This is a genomic window from Azospirillum brasilense (assembly GCF_022023855.1).
GTDB classification, from domain to species: Bacteria; Pseudomonadota; Alphaproteobacteria; order Azospirillales; family Azospirillaceae; genus Azospirillum; species Azospirillum brasilense_F.
In genome coordinates, this window is the sequence record NZ_CP059452.1 from 187438 (window position 1) to 207419 (window position 19982).

Below are 19982 nucleotides of genomic sequence, written 5' to 3' on the forward strand. Positions count from 1 at the left end.
GACACGAACTGTGTCCGGTAGTCTTGATCTTGCCGGGAGCGGATCGGCCTGATCGAAAACTCTGCCGGCCATCGGATAGTCTTCATGATTTCCGAGGCGGGCGGCCTCTTTACTCTCATCGCCTGTCCACTGAAGCCGCTCGGCGCGCGTCGCGGCAGCGATGCGCGGCCTTCCACAACCAGGAAAGGACAACCCGCGCGTGATCGATCTTTCGGGAAAGGCGGCCATCGCCGGCGTTTTTGAATCGCCCCGCCGGGATGCGCCGCGCGTCCACCCCTTCGCCCTTCAGATGGAATGCATTCTCGGCGCGCTGGATGACGCCGGGCTGACGCTGAAGGACGTGGACGGGCTGTGCGCGGCCTCCGGCGACTGGGCCGAGGGCGGCAGCACCATGGATGTGGTCGAACTGGCCGAATACATCGGGATCGCGCCGACCTACGTGAACAGCACCGACGTCGGCGGCTGCTCCTACATCCTCCAGGCCGGGCAGGCGGCGGCGGCCATCGCCACCGGGCTGGCCGAGGTGGTGGTCATCAGCTACGCCGCCTGCCCGCGCTGGTGGCCGCTGAGCAGCCCGTCCTTCGACCCCTTCGTCTTCCCCGCCGGCCCTGGCCAGTACGAAATTCCCTACGCGCCGACGCTGATTTCAACCTACGGCCTGTTCGCCCGTCGCCATATGGATCTCTACGGCACCACGCCGGAACAGCTTGCCCAGGTGGCCGTGACCTTCCGCGAGCACGCCGCGAAGAACCCCGACGCCCGGCTGCGCAAGCCGATCACGGTGGACGACGTGCTGGCCTCGCCGATGATCGCGTCGCCGCTGCATCGGCTGGACTGCTGCGTGGTGACCGACGGCGGCGGCGCCGTGGTGATGACCAGCCGGGAGCGGGCGCGCGACCTGAAGAAGCCGCCGGTCCATCTGGTCGGCTACGGGGCTGCCGTGGCGCGCACCCAGAACAGTCAGATTCCCGACGATCTGACCACCCCGGCGGCGCTGTCCGGCCCGCGCGCCTTCGCCATGGCCGGGGTGACCCCCGGCGAGATCGACGTGGCGCAGATCTACGACGCCTTCACCATCACGCCGATGCTGGCGCTGGAGGATCTGGGCTTCTGCGGGCGGGGCGAGAGCGGCGCCTTCGTCGCGGACGGCAACCTGACGCTGGGCGGCAGCCTGCCGACCAACACCGACGGCGGCGGCCTGTCGTCCAACCACCCCGGCAAGCGCGGCATCTTCACGCTGATCGAGAGTGTCCGCCAGCTTCGTGGCGAGGGGCCGGGCGTCCAGGTGTCCGACGCGCGCATCGCCCTGGCCCATGGGCTGGGCGGCACCTTCTGCTCCGCCGCCACCGCCATCCTTGCCCGGTAAGGTGCCCCGATGACCGCCCCAACGACCAGCATGACCATCCCGCCCGTCCAGGACGAGACCTCCGCCCCCTTCTGGGAGGCGGCGCGCGAGGGGCGCTTCCTGATCCAGCGCTGCCCGGAGACCGGGCGGTTCCAGTGGTACCCGCGCGCCCATTCCATCCACGCCCCGCACGCCCGCCCGGAATGGGTCGAGGCCAGCGGGTGCGGCGAACTGCTGACCTATTCGGTCGTCCATCGCGGCAACCAGCGCGGCGATCCCTACGTCTGCGCCCTGATCCGGCTGGAGGAGGGCGTCACCGTCTTCTCCCGCGTCGAGGGGGTGGCGGAGGCCGATCTGCGGGCCGGCCTGCCGCTCGCCGTGGCCTTCCACCAACTCGACGAGGCGACCAGCCTCCCCGTGTTCCGCCCGCGGACTTCCGACTGAGGGTGCCTTGACATGACCGCCATCCATCTCGACGACATCAAGCCGGGCGACCGGACGCGCTCCTCGCGCGTCACCGTCACCGAGGCGCACATCGTCTGGTTCGCCGGGCTGACCGGCGACTTCAACCCGCTGCACATGGACGCCGAGGCGGCCAAGGCCAACGGCTTCGGGCGGACCATCGCCCACGGCATGCTGACCCACTCGCTCAGCACCGGGCTGCGCTCCGCCATCGACGACTGGGCGATCCTCGCCTTCCTGGAGACGCGCCGCCGCTTCGTCGGTCCGGTCTTCGCCGGCGACACCGTGCATTACGAGGCCGAGGTGGCGGAGGTCCGTCCCAGCGCCTCCAAGCCCGACCGCGGCATCGTCCGCGTCGCCATCACCGTGAAGAACCAGCGCGGCGAGACCGTGCAGGAGGGCGAGGACGTGCTCTCCATCGCCCGCAAGGAGGCGCAGGCATGAGTGCCGCCACCCATTATCCCCGCCGCCTCGCCGGCCGTGTCGCCTTCGTCACCGGCGGCGGCGGCGGCATCGGGCGCGCCGTCTGCGAGCGGCTGGCCGCGGAAGGGGCGGCGGTCGTCGTCGCCGACATCGGGGCGGAGGCCGCCGAGAGTGTCGCCGCCGCGCTGCGCGCCGAAGGAGCTCAGGCCCACGCCACCGCGCTGAACGTCGCCGACCGGGAAAGCTGGGGCGCCGCCGTTACCGGCTTGCCCGAGGCTTTCCAGGGCGTGGACATCATGGTCAACGTCGCCGGCATCGTCCGCGACCGCTCGCTGCCCAAGATGACCGACGCGGAATGGAGCGCCGTCATCGACGTGAACCTGCGCGGCACGTGGCTGGGATGCCAGACGGCTTTCCGGCTGGTCGGCGACCGCGGCTGGGGGCGCATCGTCAACATCGCCTCCACGGCGATCCTCGGGACCTTCGGGCAGGCCAACTACTCCGCCTCCAAGGCCGGGGTGGTCGGGCTGACCCGCACCGCTGCCCTGGAAGGCGCGCGCCGCGGCATCCTGGTCAACGCCGTAGCTCCGGGGGTCGTGGAAACCGCCATCGTCGAGGGCGTGCCCGACGCGGTGCGCTCGCAATGGCTGGAGAAGACGCCCATCGGGCGCCTGGGCAAGCCGGCGGAGATCGCCGCCGTCGTCGCCTTCCTGGCGTCCGACGACGCGGCCTACGTCACCGGCCAGACCATCGTCGCCGACGGTGGGGCGACCACCGGCGACTACTGATTTCCGCTCAAGAACGAAGAACGACGCCGAAACGGCGGTACCGCAACAACAAGACAGGGATTGGCAACATGATGGAATTCTCGCGCCGCCGCCTTCTCCAGACCGGCGGACTCGTCGGCACCGCCCTGGTGACCGGCGGGCTGGCCGGCACCGCCTTCTCGCGCATCGCGTCGGCGGCGGACGACCCGCTCTACGCCGCCGCGAAGAAGGAAGGCGCCCTAACCCTCTACTGGGGCTCCTACGAGCAGCAGACGATGGAGGCGATCCGCGACGCCTTCAAGGCCAAGTATCCGGGCATCGAGGTGAACCTGCTCCGCCAGGCCTCGCAGACCGTCTACACCCGCCTGCGCATGGAGCTGCAGAGCGGCGTCCACGAGTGCGACTCCCTCGGCACCACCAACATGCTGCACTACACGGAGCTGAAGAAGATCGGCGCGCTGGCGCCCTTCGAGCCGGTGGACGGGGTGCACATTCCGGACGCCTTCCGCACCCTCGACCCCGACAAGATGTTCCATGTCGGCGCCATCAGCCTGACCAGCATCAACTACGCGCCGGGCAAGGTCCAGACCCCGCCGGCCAGCTGGCAGGCGCTGCTGGAGGACCAGTGGCAGGGCAAGATCACCACCGGCAGCCCGGCCTTCTCCGGCGACGTGGCGAACTGGGTGGTTGCCATCCGCCGCAAGTACGGCGACGACTTCCTGCGCGCCTTCGGCAAGCAGAAGCCGAAGGTCGGCCAGTCCAACGTCGACACCGTGACCGACATCCTGGCGGGTGAGCGGGTCGTCGGCTCCGGCGCGCCCTTCAGCTACACGCTGACCCAGAAGGCCGCCGGCAATCCCATCGACGTGGTGGCGCCGGCCGACGACGCCATCCTGAACCTGGGCGTCACCGGCATCCTGGCGAAGGCCCCGCACCCGAACGCCGCCCGGCTGTTCACCAACTTCCTCTACTCCACGGAGGTGTCGATGATCCTCCAGAAGAACTACTGGCCGACGCTGCGCAAGGACGTGCCCTGGGCGGAGGGGCGGTCGCTGGACCAGTTGAAGTGGACCCGCAACACCGGCGACGACCTCGGCCCGGAGGTCGCGGAAGGCATCGCCAAGTGGAAGGAACTGGTGCGCTGACATCATATCCCCTCTCCCCCCTGGGGAGAGGGTTAGGGTGAGGGGGTTGCGCTTGTGCCGGACGTGCCGCCACGCGCAACCCCCTCACCCGGCGCCTTTGGCGCCACCCTCTCCCCGGAGGGGCGAGGGATAGTACGGACAATGGAGGCGGACCCTATGGGGGTCATTTCAACGGACAGCCCAGACAGCGCAGCCGCGGCGATCGCGCGCCCGGCGATGGCCCGCGTGCCGCTCGCCAGGACCGTGGTCTTCGGCGCCGTCGCCCTACTTCTCTTCCTGCTGGTGGTCCTGCCCTTCGGCTGGGTTCTCAACAACAGCTTCCACGACGACCTGACCGGCGCCTGGACGCTCGGCAACTACGCGCGGATCTTCCAGTCGGCGGAGCTTCTGGAACCGCTGTTCAATTCGCTGGTCCTCGCCGTGGCGACGGCGGTGATCGCGGTCGGCATCGGCGTGCCGCTGGCCTGGCTGGTGTCGCGGACCGACCTGCCGTTCCGCCGCACCATCCGTGTGCTGACGCTGACCGCCTTCGTCACCCCGTCCTTCATCGGGGCGACCGGCTGGATTCTGCTGGCGGCCCCCAATTCCGGCTGGTTGAACACGCTGTGGCGCTCGCTCGCCGGGGCGGAGGCGGGGCCGCTGCTGAACATCTACTCGATGACCGGGGCGATCTTCATCTGCGGCATCTACACCGTCCCCTACAGCTTCACCATGGTATCGAGCGCGCTTGACGAGATGGCCGTGGAGCTTGAGGACGCCGCCGCCACGCTGGGCTCCGGCACGCTGCGCACCATGCTCAGCATCACCATCCCGCTGGTCACCCCGGCGGTGATCGCCAGCTTCATCCTGTCCTTCATCCAGGGGCTGACGCTGTTCGGCGTCCCGGCCTTCCTGCTGACGCCGACCGGCATCCCGGTGGTGACGACCAAGCTGGCCGAGTTCTACCAGCTCTTCCCGCCAGAAATTTATATGGCCGCTGCCTACTGCATGCCGCTGCTGCTGGTCACCGCCATGCTGTTCTGGATGCGCCGCCGCATCCTGGGCCGCAAGCAGTTCGTCACCATCTCCGGCAAGAGCCGAGCGGGGCGGCGGATCGCGCTGGGTGCCGCCCGCTGGCCGGCCTTCGGCGCCGCCCTGCTGCTGCCGCTGGTCTCGGTCTTCCTGCCCTATGCGGCGCTGCTGCTGGTGTCGCTGACCCGCGCCTGGGGCCAGGGCCTGTCGTGGGAGAACCTGTCGCTGCACTGGTACTGGTGGGCGCTGTTCGGCAATTCGGAGACGCACACCGCCATCGTCAACTCGCTGCTGTTCTCGACGCTCGCCGCGACGCTGTGCGTGATGCTCGGCACCGTGGTCGCCTACATCGTGGAGCGGCGGATGGTGTTCGGCGCCAGCCTGTTCGGCGCGGTGACGACCGTTCCCATCATCATCCCCGGCATCGTCATGTCGGTCGGCTTTTTCGCCGCCTACACGCGGGCGCCGCTGAATCTCTACGGCACGCCGCTTCTGCTGGTGGCGGCCTTCGCGGCGACCTTCCTGCCCATCGCCTACGCCCATGGCGGGTCGATCCTCAAGGGCATCGGGCCGGAGCTGGAGCGCGCCGCCCGCAGCCTGGGCGCCGGAGAGGGGCGGACCTTCCTGTCGATCACCATCCCGCTGATGGGTGGCGGGCTGCTGTCGGGCTGGTTCCTGGTCTTCATCCCGATCATCCGCGAGCTATCGGTGGCGGTCTTCCTCATCACGCCCAAGACCAACGTGATGACCACCCTGATCTACAACGCCAAGGACGGCGGCAATTACGAGGCCGTCTGCGCCATGAGCGTCCTTCTCCTCCTCATCACGCTGGCGCTGGTGGCCGCCGCCGGTCCCCTGACGCGCCTGACCACCGTGCGCCGCACGTCCCGCAAAACCGGCCGTAAAACCGCCCCGGCGGAAGGAGTTCTCCCCACATGAGCGGGATCCGCATCAAGAACCTCCGCAAGTCCTTCGGCACCTACACCGCGCTGCACGGCATCGACCTGCAGGTCCCCAACGGCACGCTGCTGGCCCTGCTCGGCCCGTCGGGCTGCGGCAAGTCGACCACGCTCCAGCTCCTCGCCGGGTTCGAGGCGCCGACGGAGGGCGAGATCTGGGCCGACGACGTGCTGCTGTCCTCGGCGCGCGGGGTGTTGCCGCCGGAAAAGCGCGGCATCTCCCTGGTCTTCCAGAACTACGCGGTGTGGCCGCACAAGACAGTGGCGGAGAATGTGGCCTTCGGCCTCGCCATCCGCCGCCTGCCCAAGGCGGAGATCGCCGAGCGGCTGGACCGCACGCTGCGCACCGTCCGGTTGGAGGCGTTGCGCGACCGCTACCCGTCGGAGCTGTCGGGCGGCCAGCAGCAGCGCGTGGCGCTGGCCCGCGCGCTGGCGGTGGAGCCGCGCATCCTCCTGCTCGACGAGCCGCTGTCCAACCTCGACGCCCATCTGCGCGAGGAGATGCGGTTCGAGATCCGGCAGGTCCATGACCTGCTGGGCCTGACCACCGTCTACGTCACCCACGACCAGTCGGAGGCGCTGGTCACCGCCGACCGCATCGCCGTCATGAAGTCCGGCCACCTCCAGCAACTCGGCTCGCCGGAGGACATCTTCGAGCGGCCGTCCAACGCCTTCGTCGCCACCTTCATCGGCGCCAACAACGAGCTGGCCGGGACCAGCGAGGGCAGCGGCGCCATCCGCGTCGGCGGCCATGTGCTGACCGCGCCGGACCGTAGCGGGGCGGCGCACGGGGGGGCGGTGTCGCTGTGCGTGCGGCCCTCCCAGGTCCGGCTGTTCGGCGCCGAGGAGACGGGGGTGCCCACCGAGGGCTGCAACGTGCTGTCCGGCACGGTCCAGCGCTCCGCCTATCTGGGCGAGTACCGCGACGTGCTGGTGGATCTGGGGGGCGGCCGGACGCTGCGCGCCTTCATTCCGCCCGCGCAGAGCTTCGCTCCGGGCAGCGTGGTGACGGCGCTTCTTCCCATCGGATCCTGTCAGATCCTCGGGCCGGCGGCCTGAACGCCGCCTGAACCAAAGAGAGTTCCGAACGATGACCATCGCCACGACCGGCGAGGCCGGCGCCTTGCCTGAAATCCTGACCGAGCGGCGCGGCGCCGTCCAGTGGGTGATCTTCAACCGGCCCAAGGCGCGCAACGCCATCACCCCCTGGATGGAGGACCGGCTGATCGAAATCTGCCGGGAGGTCGACGCAGACCCGGCGGTGAAGGCACTGGTGCTGACCGGTGCGGCCGGCGACAAGCCCGCCTTCATGGCCGGCGCCGACCTGTCCTGCCTGCAGAGCGTCAAGACGCCGGAGGATTACACGATCCTGGAGGACCGTGCGGAAACCGCGGCGATGGCGCTGGAGGCGGTGCGCGTTCCCACCATCGCCGCCCTGGCCGGCGCCTGCGTGGGGGAGGGGGCGCTGCTCGCCGCCTGCTGCGACGTGCGCATCGCCACGCCGTCGGTGCGCTTCGGCTTTCCCATCGCCCGCACGGTCGGCAACTGCCTGAGCATCAAGAACCTCGCCCGGCTGGCCGCCATCCTCGGCACCGCGCGGACCAAGGAGATGATCTTCAGCGCCCGCCTGCTGAGCGCCGACGAGTTGGCCGGCGCCGGTGCCCTGCGCGGCGTCGTACCGGACGATGACCTTACCGACCGCACCCAGGAGCTGGCCGAGGAACTGGCGGGCCTCGCCCCGCTGACCCTGTGGACGACGCGCGAGGCGTTGCGGCGCTGGCGCGACCATGGGCTGCCGGCGGACGGCGACGCCGACTTGCTGCGCCTTTGCTACCTCTCCGCCGACTATCAGGAGGGCATCGCGGCCTTCCTGGAGAAGCGCCGCCCGGTCTGGGTGGGGCGGTAGGGGCGTCAAAGCCATCGCATTTCGCCTTCATAACCCTCTCCCCTCTGGGGAGAGGGTGGCCCGCAGGGCCTCTCGCGCTGGCCAGAGGCCAGCGCTGACGGCGGCAGGCGGATGCCTCTGGCATCCGCTGAGAGCCGGTGAGGGGGATGTGCCTGGCGACACGTCCGGCAAAAGCGCAACCCACTCACCCTAAACCCTCTCCCCTGAGGGGAGAGGGGATGCCCTTGCCGCCATCCACACCCTTCACTATCCTGGCGCCGCACCACGCGCCCATGCGGGCGTTCAGCCGCCATGGGACTCGCCTGTCATGCCGACCTCGCCCGACGACCTTCCGAGCGGCGCTCCCGACGTTGTGGCGCTGGAGCGGCGGTTGCGGGCCGCCCCCGACGATCTCGCGGCGACACAGGAGCTGGCCGGGCGGCTGTTCCAGACCGGCCGCGCGGCCGACGCCGAGCCTCACGCCCGCAACGCGGTCCGGCTGGCGCCGGAGGATGCGCGCTCCCACACGCTGATGGCGCTGGTGCTGGCCGACACCCACCGGCCCCAGGCCGCCGAGTTCCATTACCGCCGGGCGTTGGCCCTGGCGCCGCCGGACGCCGCGACGGTCGCTAATCTCGCCTGGAGCCTGACCCGGCAAGGCCGGCTGGAGGAGGCGCGACGGATCTACCGACGGGCCGCGGCGCTGCACCCGTCCATCGCCCTGACCTGGCACGGCTGGGCGCAGACCGAGGACGCCGCCCGCGATCTATCCGCCGCGCAACGGCTGGTGGAGCGCGCCCGGCGGCTCGACCCCGGCCACCGTGGCGCCGACACCTTCGCGGCGGCCCTGCTGGCCCGGCAAGGGGACGGCGAACGGGCGCTTGCCGTCCTGGACGCCTCGGCGGCCCGTCATGGCGGCCCCGACCCCGACGCGCTGTTGGAGACGGGGCGCATCCTGGACCGGCTGGGCCGTCACGATGAGGCCTTCGCCGCCTTCGCCGCCGGCAAGGCCCTGCTGCGGCAGGCCGGGCGCCGCTACGGCGAGGAGGAGGCGGTGGACCTCATCGCGCGCCTCGCCACCTTCTTCGTGGCGCCGCGCCTGCGCCTGGTGCCGCGGCCCGCCGCTCCCGTCGCCGGAGCGCAGCCGGTCTTCATCGTCGGCGCCCCGCGGTCCGGCACCACGCTGGTCGAGCAGATCCTGTCCTGCCATCCCGCCATCGCCGCGGGGGACGAGCTGCCCTCGCTCGGCGCGGTGGTGCGGGCTCTGCCGCAGACGCTGGGCAGCCCGCTCGGCTATCCCGAAGCGCTGTCGGAGCTGTGGATGGGTGACCAGCGCGACGGGCTGGAGCGGCTGCGCGACGCCTATCTGCGCCACGCCCGCAAGCTGGTTCCGGCCAAGCCCGGCCACACGCTGTTCACCGACAAGATGCCCTTCAACGAGACGCATCTCGGTTTGATCGCGCTGATGTTCCCCTCAGCGCCGGTGGTTCATGTGCTGCGCCACCCCCTGGACGTCGTGCTGTCGATGATGGGCACCAACCTGACCCACGGCTTCCACTGCGCCAACGCTGTCGAAACGGCGGCCCGCCACGTCCTGCGGGTGTTCGATCTGGTCGAGCATTACCGGCGGGAAATGCCGCTGCGCTACCTGCCGTTGCGCTACGAGGATCTGGTGCGGGAGCCGGAACCGGCGGTGCGGCGGTTGCTGGGCTTCCTCGGGCTGGGCTTCGACCGGCGCTGCCTGCGCTTCGAGGAGAACCGGCGCCACGCCCGCACGCCCAGCCACGCCCAGGTCGCGGAAAAGCTCTACAGCCGCTCCGTCGGCCGCTACCGCGCCTATATGGACCAGCTGAAGCCGGTGGTTCCGATCCTGGAGCCGGTCATTCTCGGCCTGGGCTACAGCCTTTAGCCGCGATGCCGAAAACGCCATCCGACAGCGACCTGTGCGAGATCCGCCGCCGCGACGGCCGGCTGGACGAGGCCGCCGCCCATGGCCGCCGCGCCGTCACCATCGATCCTTCCGATCCGGCGGGCTGGTACAATCTGGGCTTGGCTCTCTACGACCGGCTGGAGGTCGAGGCGTCCATCGCCTGCGAGCGGCGGGCCGTCCGCCTCCGCCCGGACTGGCCGGGGGCGCATTTCGAATTGGCGGAGGGGCTGCTGCTCTCCGGGCAATGGGAGGAAGGCTGGCGGGAGTATGAATGGCGCTGGCGCCTTCCCGGCGTGCCGCCGCCGGTCCCGCCGGCCATTCTGAAGCGGTTTGGGGACGCCATCCCGAAACCCTGGGACGGCAGCGTCTTGCCCGGTGGCACTCTGCTGCTGGTCGCCGACCAGGGCTTCGGCGACACCATCCAATTCGCGCGCTACCTGCCGATGGCGGCGGCGCTCTGCCCGAATCTCGTGGTGGCGTGCAGCCCGGACATGCTTCCGGTGATCCGCGCTCTTCCCGGCGGGCACCGGACCGTCACCGCCTGGGAGGAGGCGCCGCCCTTCGCCGCCCACGCCGCGCTGTCCAGCCTGCCGGGGCTGTTCGGAACGAGGCCCGACAGCGTTCCGCCGCCGTTTCCCGGCCTGCGGGCCGAGCCGGAGCGGGTGGAGCGCTGGACGCATCGCCTGGACGGGCTGCTCCCCCACGGCTACCACCGCGTCGGGCTGGTCTGGGCGGGGCGCCCGACCCATGGCAACGACCGCAACCGCTCCCTGCCTCTCGCGCGGCTGGCGCCGTTCTTCGCTCTGGAAAAAACGGTTCTGGTGTCGCTCCAGAAGGGGCCGGCGCAGGCCGAGGCCGCCCGCTACTACGGGGCGGCGCCGCTGGTCGATCTGGGGCCGGAGCTGGAGAGTTTCGCCGACACCATGGCGGTGCTGGCGCAGCTCGACCACGTGGTCTGCGTGGACACGGCCGTCGCCCATCTGGCCGGGGCGATGGGGCGTCCGACCGCGGTGCTGCTGCCCTGCGCGCCGGATTGGCGTTGGCTGCTCGGCCGTAGCGGCACGCCCTGGTATCCCACCGTCACGCTGCACCGGCAGCCGGCGCCCGGATGGTGGGACCCCGGACAATGGGATGAGGCCATCCGCGGCGCCGTCGCCGCCGTGACCGGAGGCAAACTCAGGGCTTCAGGGCGGCCAGCCCGTCGGTGATGCCCTTGGTGGAGATCGGGAAGGCCACCGCCTGAGTTCCGCCATAGGGACGGACGGCGATCTGCGCCCCCTTGGAGCGGCGCAGCGCGGTCAGTGTCGCCTCGTCCATCGGGGCGTTGGCGAGGCAGCCGTCCTGGATGCATTGCTGGTAGGTCAGCGGCAGCGGCTTGCCGTCGTCGATGGTCAGCGCCGCCCCGGCGCGCAGATCGACGCCCAGCGGCAGGATGACGACCATCACCCCCTTGCCGTCCGGGGCGAAATAGCCCACCGACGCCTTGAGGATGCGGGTCGCCTGCTTGGCCTCCTTGTTCTCCATCACGCGGGTCTGCGACAGGAAGCAGCGCGGCTTGCCGTCGGGGGGCGTCTCGCATTCGGTCTGCCAGTCGCCGAAGGTCTTGCCCGGCTCCACCGCACCGGCGGGCACCCCGCCTGTAAGGAGGAGGGGGAGCGCCGCCAGAGCCCCCATGATGATCGCCTTGCGCATCGCCGTTCCAGTCCTCACAGCTTCCATTTCAGGCCGGCGGTCGCCGACACCGTATTCTCGCGGGCGCGGATCGCGTCCTGGACGCCGATGGTGGCGGTCAGCCGGTCGTCCAGCGCCACGCCCAGCCCGGCACCGATCACCAGGGCGTCGCGGCCCGGCTTGCTGGCGTCGGCGGTGAAGGCCACCCCGCCCAGACGGTTGGTGGTGGAGGCCGTGGCGTCGGCGAAGTCATGCTCCCACGCCAGGGCGGCGTTCGGCAGCAGGCGCCAGCCGCCCACGGTCACGCTGGTGCCGGCGCGCACACCGACCGCGCTGCGCAGGCTGGTCCAGCCCGCCGCCTCGACGTCCAGCGCCACGCCGCCGCCGGACTCGCGGAACGCCTCGCGGGTGAAGCGGTCGAAGCGCAGGCCGGCCCGCGGCTCGATCCAGGCGCTCTCCGACCCGGCGAAGGCCATGCGGTGCCCGGCGGCGATCTCCACGGAGAAATCATGACCATCCGCGCTGCCGCTGGCGCCCTGGCCCAACGTGCCGAAGGCGATCCCGCGCGAGGCGTCGTAGTTGGCGTAGCCGTAACCGATGGCGCCCTCGACAAAGGGGCTGTCCGCCGTGCCGCGCAGGCTCCAGGAGCCGTAGAGCGTCGCCTGATAGCTGTCCACGTCGGCCTTGCCCAGCCCGTCGCGCGAGGTGACGCGGTTGCGCAGGTAGCCGAGCGCCACGCCGCCGCTCACGCCGTTCTCGTAGCTGTGGTCGGCGCCGAGCAGGAAGCCGCCGATCCGCTCGGTGGTGCCGGCGGCGTTGCCGTCCGAGCCGGTCCGGCTGTAGGCCGCCAGCGGCTGGCCCCACACGCCGCCCGACCCACGGGTTTCGCCCGTCTCGCCGACGGCGCGCGTGCCGTTGCCGCCACCGGCCAGCCGGACGCCGGACAAGGATGCCGCGCCGCCGCGCAGTGCCGAGAGGCGGCCCTCCACCGCGCTGCCGAACAGGCGGCGGCTGGTGCGGTCGGCGGCCAGCGTGTCGGCGTGCAGCTTGCCCGAGAGCTGGTCGAGCGCCCCGGCGATGCCGCTGCCCGGCAGGCCGTAGAGGCCGCTGAACAGCGGGGCGGCGACGCCCTCCAGCCGCGCCCCGGCGGCCGGGCGCAGCGCGTCCACCGCCGCGCCGGCGGCCTGCTGATTGCGCGTGCCGCCGCGGACCGCGTAGTTGGTCGGCGTGACCACCAGCCGGACGGTGGTGGCGTCGTACAGCGTGTCGAAGCGGGTGCCAGCCTCCAGCCCCGCCGCCGGCTGCGTCACGGCGGCGAAGCCGCCGGTCACGCCGCCGACCGCCTGGACGATGGTGAAGCTCTGGCCCAGCGTGGCGGTGTAGGCGTTGGTGGCGTCGCCGCTGATGCCGCGCAGCAGCGGAGCCAGCGTGCCGGCGGCCGTGAAGGACGCCCCCTGCACCCGGATCTGGTCGTGGTTGCCGGCGCCGAAGCCGGCGGTCGGGCCGTCGATCTCGGCGTTCAGGACGCTGGTGCCGGTCAGGGTCACCGCGGACTGGAAGGTTAGCACGCCGGGGGAGTTGCCCGGCGAAACGGTGCCGGCCAGCGTGGCCGGGCCGCGGACGGTGCCGCCGCCGCTGAAGGTCGAGCCGGCGCTGGTGGTCAGCGAGCCGGAGACCACGCCGTTCACGGTCGCCGAACCGCCATTCCCCACATCGACCGCGCCGGTGATGCCGGTGGCAGCCACGGTGACGGTGCCGTCGCCCACCGTGACCGGGGCCATGACGGCGCCGGCCAGGGTGGCGCTGCCGCCGGACGTCACGGTGACCGCGCCGTTGACCGCGCCATAGGCGGCGACGGTCAGGGTGCCGCCCTGCACCGCCAGGGTGCCGCCGACGCCACCGCCCTCGACGACGGTCATGGCGCCGCCGCGGGCCACCGTCACCGGGACGGCCACGACGCCGCCGACCGTGGCGCTGCCGCCGTTGTTCAGGGCCAGCGTGCCGCCCGCGACCACGCCGCTCTTGGCGATGGTCAGCGCCGCGCCGTCGCCGACCGACAGGCCGCCGGCGTTGGCGAGCTGGCCGGAGACGACCACCGCGCCGGAGCCGGACGCGGCCAGCGCGCCGCTGCCGCCGACAGCGCCGGCCAGGGTGACGGTGCTGCCGTTGGGGGCGATGGTGCCGCCCTGGCTGGTCACGGTGACCGACTGTCCGACGGTCAGCGGCGACGCCGGGCGCAACGTGCCGCCGTCGAAGGTGACCGAGTTGCCCTGGACCGCGCCGTCGCTGTTGGTGAAGCTGGGGCGGCTGGTGTCGATCACGCCGGTCGCCGGAGGCGTCGGCGTCGGCGTCGGAGTGGGCGTGGGATTGGGGTTCGGCGTCGGGCTGGGATCGGGGTTGGGATTCGGGTTAGGGTTCGGATTGGGCTCCGGCTCAGGTTCGGGCTCGGGCTGCGGCGTCACCTTGGTCAGGGTGAGCTGAATCCGGTTGTTCGCCGTGTCGAAGGTGGCCGTCGGGGTCAGCGTCGCGTCGCTGCCGGTGATCGCGGTGAAGGCGCCGGACACACCACCCGTCGCGGTCACGATGGTGTAGGTCGTGCTGTCGCCGTAGCCGCCGCCGGTGGAGGTGACGGACAGGTCGCCGCCGACCGTGGCGGTGCCGGTGACGGCCAGCTTGCTGGCTGCGGAGGAGGTTGTCCGGATCGCCAGCGTGCTGCCGCTCTGCTGCGTGTAGTTGCCGCTGACCGTCAGGGTGCCGAGCGCACCGGAGCCGCCGGGGGTCACGGTCGTCCCGGACGGGCTGGTCACGTTGCCGACGACCGTTCCGGTGCCCGTCAGCGTCGTGCCGCTGCCGAGTTGCAACCCGGTGGTGAGGGAGCCATTGACGCGCAGCGTGCCGGCCTGAAGGTTCGTGGTGGTGGCGGTGCTCACGCCGCCCAGCGTCCACTCCGTTCCGTTGACGTTGAGGGTTGTCAGGCCGGAGACCGGCCCGGACAGGGTGCCGCCGCCCTCCAGAAGAAGGACTTGGTTTTGTCCCCCGGCCTGGATGCCACCGACCAGCACGCTGCCGTCCTTCAGGTTGATGAAGCTGCCCGCCCCGATGCCGAAGGTCTTGATCGCGCTGAAACCGCTTCCGGCAGCGATGGTGCCGTGGTTGACGATGGTCGACGGGCCGGTGACAGACAGCACGTCGCCGGTGCCGATGATCGTGCCGTAGTTGGTGACGGTGGACTGCTTGGAAATGGAGGCGGCTGAGACCGCCGCATAATCCGTCTGCATGGGGTCCGTCGTCGGCCGCACGTTTTTGATCAGCGCGGCGCTGTTGGACGGGGACCCGTTGGTGAGGGTGAGGGCGTGGGAGCTTTCGATGGCGGACCAATTGCCGATGATCGTTCCGGTGTTTTCGATGACCGACGTCAGCGAACCCGCCGAGTTCGCCAAGAGGATGCCGTGGTAGGTCTTCGGCACCGAGATCAATCCGGAATTGATGATGGTGCCGTAGGTTTGAGCGTAGATGCCGTCGGCCTGATAGAAGTTGGTGTCGACCGAAATCTTGATCGTGCCCTGGTTGGTCAGGGTCCATCCGCCGGACGACTGGACCCACACACCGGTGGTCAGGTCGGTGTACTGGTTGCCGGTGCCACTGTCGACCACACCGCCGGTGCTGGTGATGAGGATGTTGCCGGCGGTTGGATAAAAGGTCTGGTTCTGGACCGTCGACAGCGTGTCCATCGGCGCCGCGTTCGCGGCCAGCGACACGCCGAGCGCGATGGGGGCGGCGACCATCGCCGGCAGGCGCCCGCCCGACATCAGACTTTGGCGGAGCGACTCGAGGGGAGACGGCGACGGCGGCATGGGCGATTCACCTTGCAAGCGGGGTGTAAGCGTTACGACCAATGGTTTACACCGTTCGATCATAACGGGTGCGCCGCTTTGTCGCCAAGACAAAATATACAAATGCATAAAAATTTGAGATTTGATTTTTACCCAATCTTGTAAATTATGCAGGAAAAGAGCTGGTTAATTTATGTATACTTGCATAGTGAAGGTTGAAATGTGGTCTCGTCCGTTGGGGAGTGGGCAGGTTTAGTCAGGTTTTGCGGAATGTTGGCGTGTTCTCAATTAACGATTTCAAGAATGGGCTGATTTGAAAATGCAGAAAATTGTCAAAAACCGTATTCACATCGGACCGCAGCCCCGCTTCGGCCGTGTCGATGTGGCAAATTCCCACACCGGAGGTTAATGGGTGGAGCGGTGCCGGCCCGGCGGTCGCTGCGCCTTCGCAGGCCGCCGGTCCGGATGCGATCAGAGGAGCCGGGCGTTCAGGGTGATCTCCGTTCCGGTCAGCGCCTTGGACACCGGGCAGTTCTTCTTCGCCCCTTCGGCCTGCTGGCGGAAGGTCTCGGCGTCGATGCCGGGAATCTCGGCCTCGCAGTCCAGTTCGATCTTCGTGATGGCGAACCCATCGCCGGCTTTGTCGAGGTGGACGCGGGCGGTGGTGTGCACACGCGTCGGCGTGTGCCCGGCCTTGGACAGGCCGGCGGACAGCGCCATGGAGAAGCAGCCGGCATGGGCGGCGGCGATCAGCTCCTCCGGGTTGGTGCCGGTGCCGTTCTCGAAGCGCGACGGAAAGGAGTAGGCGCCTTCGAACGCGCCGCTGCCCAGCCGCATGGTGCCCGAGCCCTGGGCGAGGTTGCCGCGCCATTCCGCATCCGATTGCCGCACAGCCATGGTGATCTCCCGATCCTGTGATTGTTGGACGAACCACCGCTCAAGTTAGAGCCAACCGGAGGAACGGCAATCGCCACAGGAGTTAAGCAAGAGGAGCGTTTGGCATCCGAAAAGCACCCAGGGCATACGGAAAAGCAGAGGAAGGCGCAGAACAATTAAGGTTTTGTGGCGTTGTCCCGGCACTGGGAAAGCCAGAGGTTGAATGGGGGTAGGAGGAATGAGCATGCGCCAACCGGATTGGCAGATCGCGGCTGGAACAGCGCCACGGGGCGGCGATGCCCCGGTGGTCAGCGCCGCCGACATCCGGGCGCTTCTGGCCGACAGCGGCTGGCTGGCCACCGACGCCTCCACCCTGTCCGACGAGGATGATCTCTACTCCGCCGGATTGACCTCCCACGGGTCAGTGAACCTGATGCTGGCGCTGGAGGAGCGCTACGGCGTCGAATTCCCGGAACATCTGCTGCGCCGCCGCACCTTCGAGAGCATCGCGGCGATCCGTTCCGCGGTCGCTGGCCTGCTGGACGGCGCGCCGGGCGGGATGGGGGCCGGATGAAGGCTCCCGCGCCGGACAGCCTGCCTGCCATGGCGGCCGAGGCTGCCGCCGGAGCCGCGTCCGAGGCCGCCGCCATCGCCGGGCGCCATGCCGACAGTGTGGACCGCGAGGCGCGCTTTCCCGCTGAAGCCTTCGCCGCTTTGCGCGATGCACGGCTGCTCGGCCTGATGGTGCCGCGGGCCTTCGGTGGCGGCGGTGGCGGTCTGACCGACGCCGCGGCGGTGGCCCACGCGCTGGCCCAGACATGCCCGTCCACCGGGCTGATCTACGCCATGCACCAGATCCAAGTGGCCTGCCTCGTGCGCCATGGGCAGGGCAGCGACTGGCATCGTGGCTTCCTGGAGCGGTTGGCCGGGGAGCAGCTTCTTCTCGCCTCCGCGACGACCGAGGCCGGGATCGGCGGGGACGTACGCTCCAGCGCCTGCGCGGTGACCGGCACGGTGGAGGGCGAGACAGGCGGTGCCTTCCGGCTGGAAAAGCAGGCGACGGTCATATCCTACGGGATGGAGGCCGATGCGATCCTGGTGACGGCGCGGCGAACGGCGGACTCGCCGCCCTCCGATCAGGTCATCGTTCCGGTGCTGCGCGGGCAGACCCACTTGGAGGAGATCGGCGGCTGGGACACGCTGGGCATGCGGGGCACCCGCAGCGTCGGCTACCGGCTGGTGGCGGAGGCGGAGCGGGCGCAGATCCTGCCGCTGCCCTACGCCGACATCTCAGCCCGCACCATGCTACCGGTGACCCACATCCTATGGAGCAGCGTCTGGCTGGGCATCGCGACGGATGCGGTGGCGCGGGCCGCCGCCTTCATCCGGGCGGAGGCGCGCAAGCGTCCCGGCACCCCGCCGCCGGGGGCGCGGCGGCTGGCCGAGGCGACCGCCGGGCTCCAGGCCATGCGCGGCATGGTGCGCGGTGCGCTCGCCCGGTTCGAGGAGGCGGCGGACAATCCCGACCGCCTCACCTCCCTGGGCTTCGCGGTCGCCATGAACACGCTGAAGACCGAAGCGGCGGAGATGGTGGTGCGGATCGTGGGGCAGGCGATGCTGGCCGGCGGCTTGGCCGCCTACCGCAACGACAGCCCCCACAGCCTGGGCCGCCACCTGCGCGACGCCCACTCGGCGCCGCTGATGATCAACAACGACCGGATCCTGGGCAACACGGCGAACCTGCTGCTGGCGCACAGGGACAACGGTTCTCTCTTCGGCTGAGGCTTTCTCGGAACGGAATGCGGCGGATGGACATGCGGGCAGAGGGCACACCGGTGGAGAATGGGCAAGCGGCGTTCCGCGACGCGCTGATTGCGGTCGGGCTGCTGATCCCCACGGGGGTCGATGGGCTTTATGGCCGCAGCGGCGTCTTCGAGGACGTCGTGGAGCGCTTCAACGACCTGATCACCACCTGGGGCGGCGAAGACGGGGCGGACGTCATGCGCTTCCCTCCGGGAGTTGCCCGCCATCAGTTCGAACAGAGCGGCTATCTGAAGAGCTTTCCGCATCTGGCCGGTACCGTCCACGCCTTCAAGGGCGATGAGCGCGCCCATCAATCCCTGTTGCGCCGGCTGGAGGAGGGGGAGGAGTGGACCGACGCCCAGATGGCGACCAACGTCGTCCTGACCCCCGCCGCCTGTTACCCCGTCTACCCCACCATCGCGGAGCGCGGGCCGCTGCCCGCCGATGGCGCGTTGGTCGACGTCTATTCCTACTGCTTCCGCCATGAACCGTCGCTGGACCCGGCGCGGATGCAGATGTTCCGGATGCGCGAATATGTGTGCGTCGGCACGCCGGAGCAGGTGATGGGCTTCCGGCAAAGCTGGGTGGAGCGGGGGCGGGCGCTGATGGAATCGCTGGCCCTGCCGGTGGCCGTCGATCTGGCGAACGACCCCTTCTTCGGGCGGGCCGGGCGGATGCTGGCGGCCAGCCAGCGCGACCAGGGCCTGAAATTCGAACTGCTGATCCCCATCGCGTCGGCGGAGCAGCCCACCGCCTGCCTCAGCTTCAATTACCACCAGGATCATTTCGGGCTGCTGTGGGATCTTCGCACCCCGGACGGCGCGGTCGCCCATACGGCCTGTGTCGGCTTCGGGATGGAGCGGGTCGCGCTGGCGCTGTTCCGCCATCATGGCTTCGACGTGAAAGCGTGGCCCGCCGCCGTGCGCGCCGCTCTCTGGGGTTGAGCGGGCAGGGGAGGCCGGGCATGGCGCATCCGCTCGACAGGCCGGACCGCGACTGGGCGGAGACCAACTGCTACACCGACCTGTGGATCGGGCTGCTGCGGGCGTTGGGGATGGAGCCGATGGCCTCCCTGGCCTTCACCGTCGCCCAGGATTTCGAAGGCGACCAGTTCACCTTCTTCAAGGTGCCGCCGGAAGACCTGCGCCGCCTCTACGGGCTGGAGGTGCAGGAACTCGCCCTCTACGACCGGGTGGAGGCTCACGCGGCGGTGCAGGTGGCGCGCGGGCGTCCCGTGCTGGTCGAGGTGGACGGCTATCACCTCCCGGACACCCGTGGAACGTCGTATCGCGCGCAGCACGTCAAGACGACCATCGCGATCCTCGGCATCGACGCGGGTGTGCGGCGGCTGGACTACATCCACAATGCCGGGCGCTTCATGCTGGAAGGGGAGGACTACGACGGCCTGTTCGCCCCCGCTCCACTGTTCCCCTACGTGGAGTTCGTGAAGCGCAGCGGCCCGGCCTTGGAGGGGGAGGTCCTGATGGGCGCGTCCCGCGGGCTGCTGTCCCTCCATCTGCGCCGTCGCCCGGCGGGAAACCCCATCACCGCCTTCCGAGCCGCGCTGCCGGAGCATCTGGAGGTTCTGGCCGCCCGGCCGATGGACTATTTCCACCTCTACGCCTTCAACACGCTGCGGCAGGTCGGGGCGAATTTCGAGCTTCTGGGGATGTATGCGCGCTGGATCGGCGGGCCGGCGGACGCGGCGGAGGCCTGCGCCACCCTTTCCGCGACCGCCAAGGCGCTCCAGTTCCAGCTCGCGCGCGGCGTGCACCGGCGGCGGTTCGGCGATCACTCGGAGCCGCTGGAGGCGATGGAGCGCGCCTACGACCGCGCGCTCGGCGCGCTGGCCCGTAGCTGTGGGTGACGGAG

Annotated in this window: 17 protein-coding genes; 14 read left to right on the forward strand and 3 right to left on the reverse strand. The window is 70.1% G+C overall.

What is annotated here, in order from left to right; all coding sequences use genetic code 11:
• The first annotated feature begins 160 nt into the window (after window positions 1-160).
• The 10 genes from H1Q64_RS27465 (at window position 161) to H1Q64_RS33905 (ending at window position 11135) form a co-directional block, all read left to right on the forward strand.
• A complete protein-coding gene (locus H1Q64_RS27465; RefSeq protein WP_419468874.1) occupies window positions 161-1366 on the forward strand; it encodes an acetyl-CoA acetyltransferase in 1206 nt (401 codons plus the stop codon).
• Between the two features lie 9 nt (window positions 1367-1375).
• Entirely contained in the window at window positions 1376-1789 is a 414-nt protein-coding gene (locus H1Q64_RS27470) for a Zn-ribbon domain-containing OB-fold protein (protein ID WP_237907588.1), read from the forward strand.
• Between the two features lie 12 nt (window positions 1790-1801).
• Window positions 1802-2251 carry a MaoC family dehydratase gene (locus tag H1Q64_RS27475; RefSeq protein WP_014242262.1) on the forward strand — a complete coding sequence of 150 codons (450 nt, stop codon included), beginning with the start codon at window positions 1802-1804 and terminating at the stop codon, window positions 2249-2251.
• Entirely contained in the window at window positions 2248-3018 is a 771-nt protein-coding gene (gene fabG, locus H1Q64_RS27480; protein ID WP_237907589.1) for a 3-oxoacyl-ACP reductase FabG, read from the forward strand. The genes H1Q64_RS27475 and fabG overlap by 4 nt, the downstream gene beginning before the upstream one ends.
• A gap of 68 nt (window positions 3019-3086) precedes the next feature.
• Window positions 3087-4142: an ABC transporter substrate-binding protein gene (locus H1Q64_RS27485; protein WP_237907590.1), complete on the forward strand. Its 1056-nt coding sequence runs from the start codon at window positions 3087-3089 to the stop codon at window positions 4140-4142.
• Between the two features lie 156 nt (window positions 4143-4298).
• Window positions 4299-6092: an ABC transporter permease gene (locus tag H1Q64_RS27490; RefSeq protein WP_237907591.1), complete on the forward strand. Its 1794-nt coding sequence runs from the start codon at window positions 4299-4301 to the stop codon at window positions 6090-6092.
• Window positions 6089-7171, forward strand: a complete 1083-nt coding sequence (locus H1Q64_RS27495; RefSeq protein ID WP_237907592.1) for an ABC transporter ATP-binding protein — start codon at window positions 6089-6091, stop codon at window positions 7169-7171. Before H1Q64_RS27490 ends, H1Q64_RS27495 begins: the two co-directional genes overlap by 4 nt.
• A 31-nt stretch (window positions 7172-7202) precedes the next feature.
• A complete protein-coding gene (locus H1Q64_RS27500) occupies window positions 7203-8018 on the forward strand; it encodes an enoyl-CoA hydratase (RefSeq protein ID WP_237907593.1) in 816 nt (271 codons plus the stop codon).
• Window positions 8019-8325: 307 nt separating this feature from the next.
• Entirely contained in the window at window positions 8326-9906 is a 1581-nt protein-coding gene (locus H1Q64_RS27505) for a tetratricopeptide repeat-containing sulfotransferase family protein (protein ID WP_237907594.1), read from the forward strand.
• Between the two features lie 5 nt (window positions 9907-9911).
• Window positions 9912-11135: a tetratricopeptide repeat protein gene (locus H1Q64_RS33905; RefSeq protein WP_269145435.1), complete on the forward strand. Its 1224-nt coding sequence runs from the start codon at window positions 9912-9914 to the stop codon at window positions 11133-11135.
• On the opposite strand, the gene H1Q64_RS27520 is transcribed toward H1Q64_RS33905, so the two are convergent.
• From H1Q64_RS27520 to H1Q64_RS27535, 3 genes are all read right to left on the reverse strand, one after another.
• Entirely contained in the window at window positions 11104-11619 is a 516-nt protein-coding gene (locus tag H1Q64_RS27520) for an invasion associated locus B family protein (protein ID WP_237907595.1), read from the reverse strand. The genes H1Q64_RS33905 and H1Q64_RS27520 overlap by 32 nt on opposite strands.
• 14 nt (window positions 11620-11633) lie before the next feature.
• Complete coding sequence (locus H1Q64_RS33910) at window positions 11634-15452, reverse strand: autotransporter domain-containing protein (protein WP_269145436.1); 3819 nt, start codon at window positions 15450-15452, stop codon at window positions 11634-11636.
• A gap of 450 nt (window positions 15453-15902) precedes the next feature.
• Window positions 15903-16328: an OsmC family protein gene (locus H1Q64_RS27535; RefSeq protein ID WP_237907596.1), complete on the reverse strand. Its 426-nt coding sequence runs from the start codon at window positions 16326-16328 to the stop codon at window positions 15903-15905.
• Between the two features lie 223 nt (window positions 16329-16551).
• Here H1Q64_RS27535 and H1Q64_RS27540 point away from each other — a divergent pair, with 223 nt between their 5' ends.
• From H1Q64_RS27540 to H1Q64_RS27555, 4 genes are read left to right on the forward strand one after another with little or no spacing between them, the layout of a single operon-like run.
• A complete protein-coding gene (locus tag H1Q64_RS27540; RefSeq protein WP_419468875.1) occupies window positions 16552-16881 on the forward strand; it encodes an acyl carrier protein in 330 nt (109 codons plus the stop codon).
• Window positions 16878-18089, forward strand: coding sequence for an acyl-CoA dehydrogenase family protein (locus H1Q64_RS27545; protein ID WP_419468876.1), 1212 nt, complete (start codon window positions 16878-16880; stop codon window positions 18087-18089). The genes H1Q64_RS27540 and H1Q64_RS27545 overlap by 4 nt, the downstream gene beginning before the upstream one ends.
• Before the next feature lie 17 nt (window positions 18090-18106).
• The gene (locus tag H1Q64_RS27550) at window positions 18107-19054 is read left to right on the forward strand and encodes an amino acid--[acyl-carrier-protein] ligase (protein WP_419468877.1); all 948 of its coding nucleotides are present in this window, start codon (window positions 18107-18109) and stop codon (window positions 19052-19054) included.
• A gap of 20 nt (window positions 19055-19074) precedes the next feature.
• The gene (locus tag H1Q64_RS27555) at window positions 19075-19977 is read left to right on the forward strand and encodes a DUF1839 family protein (protein WP_237907598.1); all 903 of its coding nucleotides are present in this window, start codon (window positions 19075-19077) and stop codon (window positions 19975-19977) included.
• The last annotated feature ends 5 nt before the right edge of the window (window positions 19978-19982 follow it).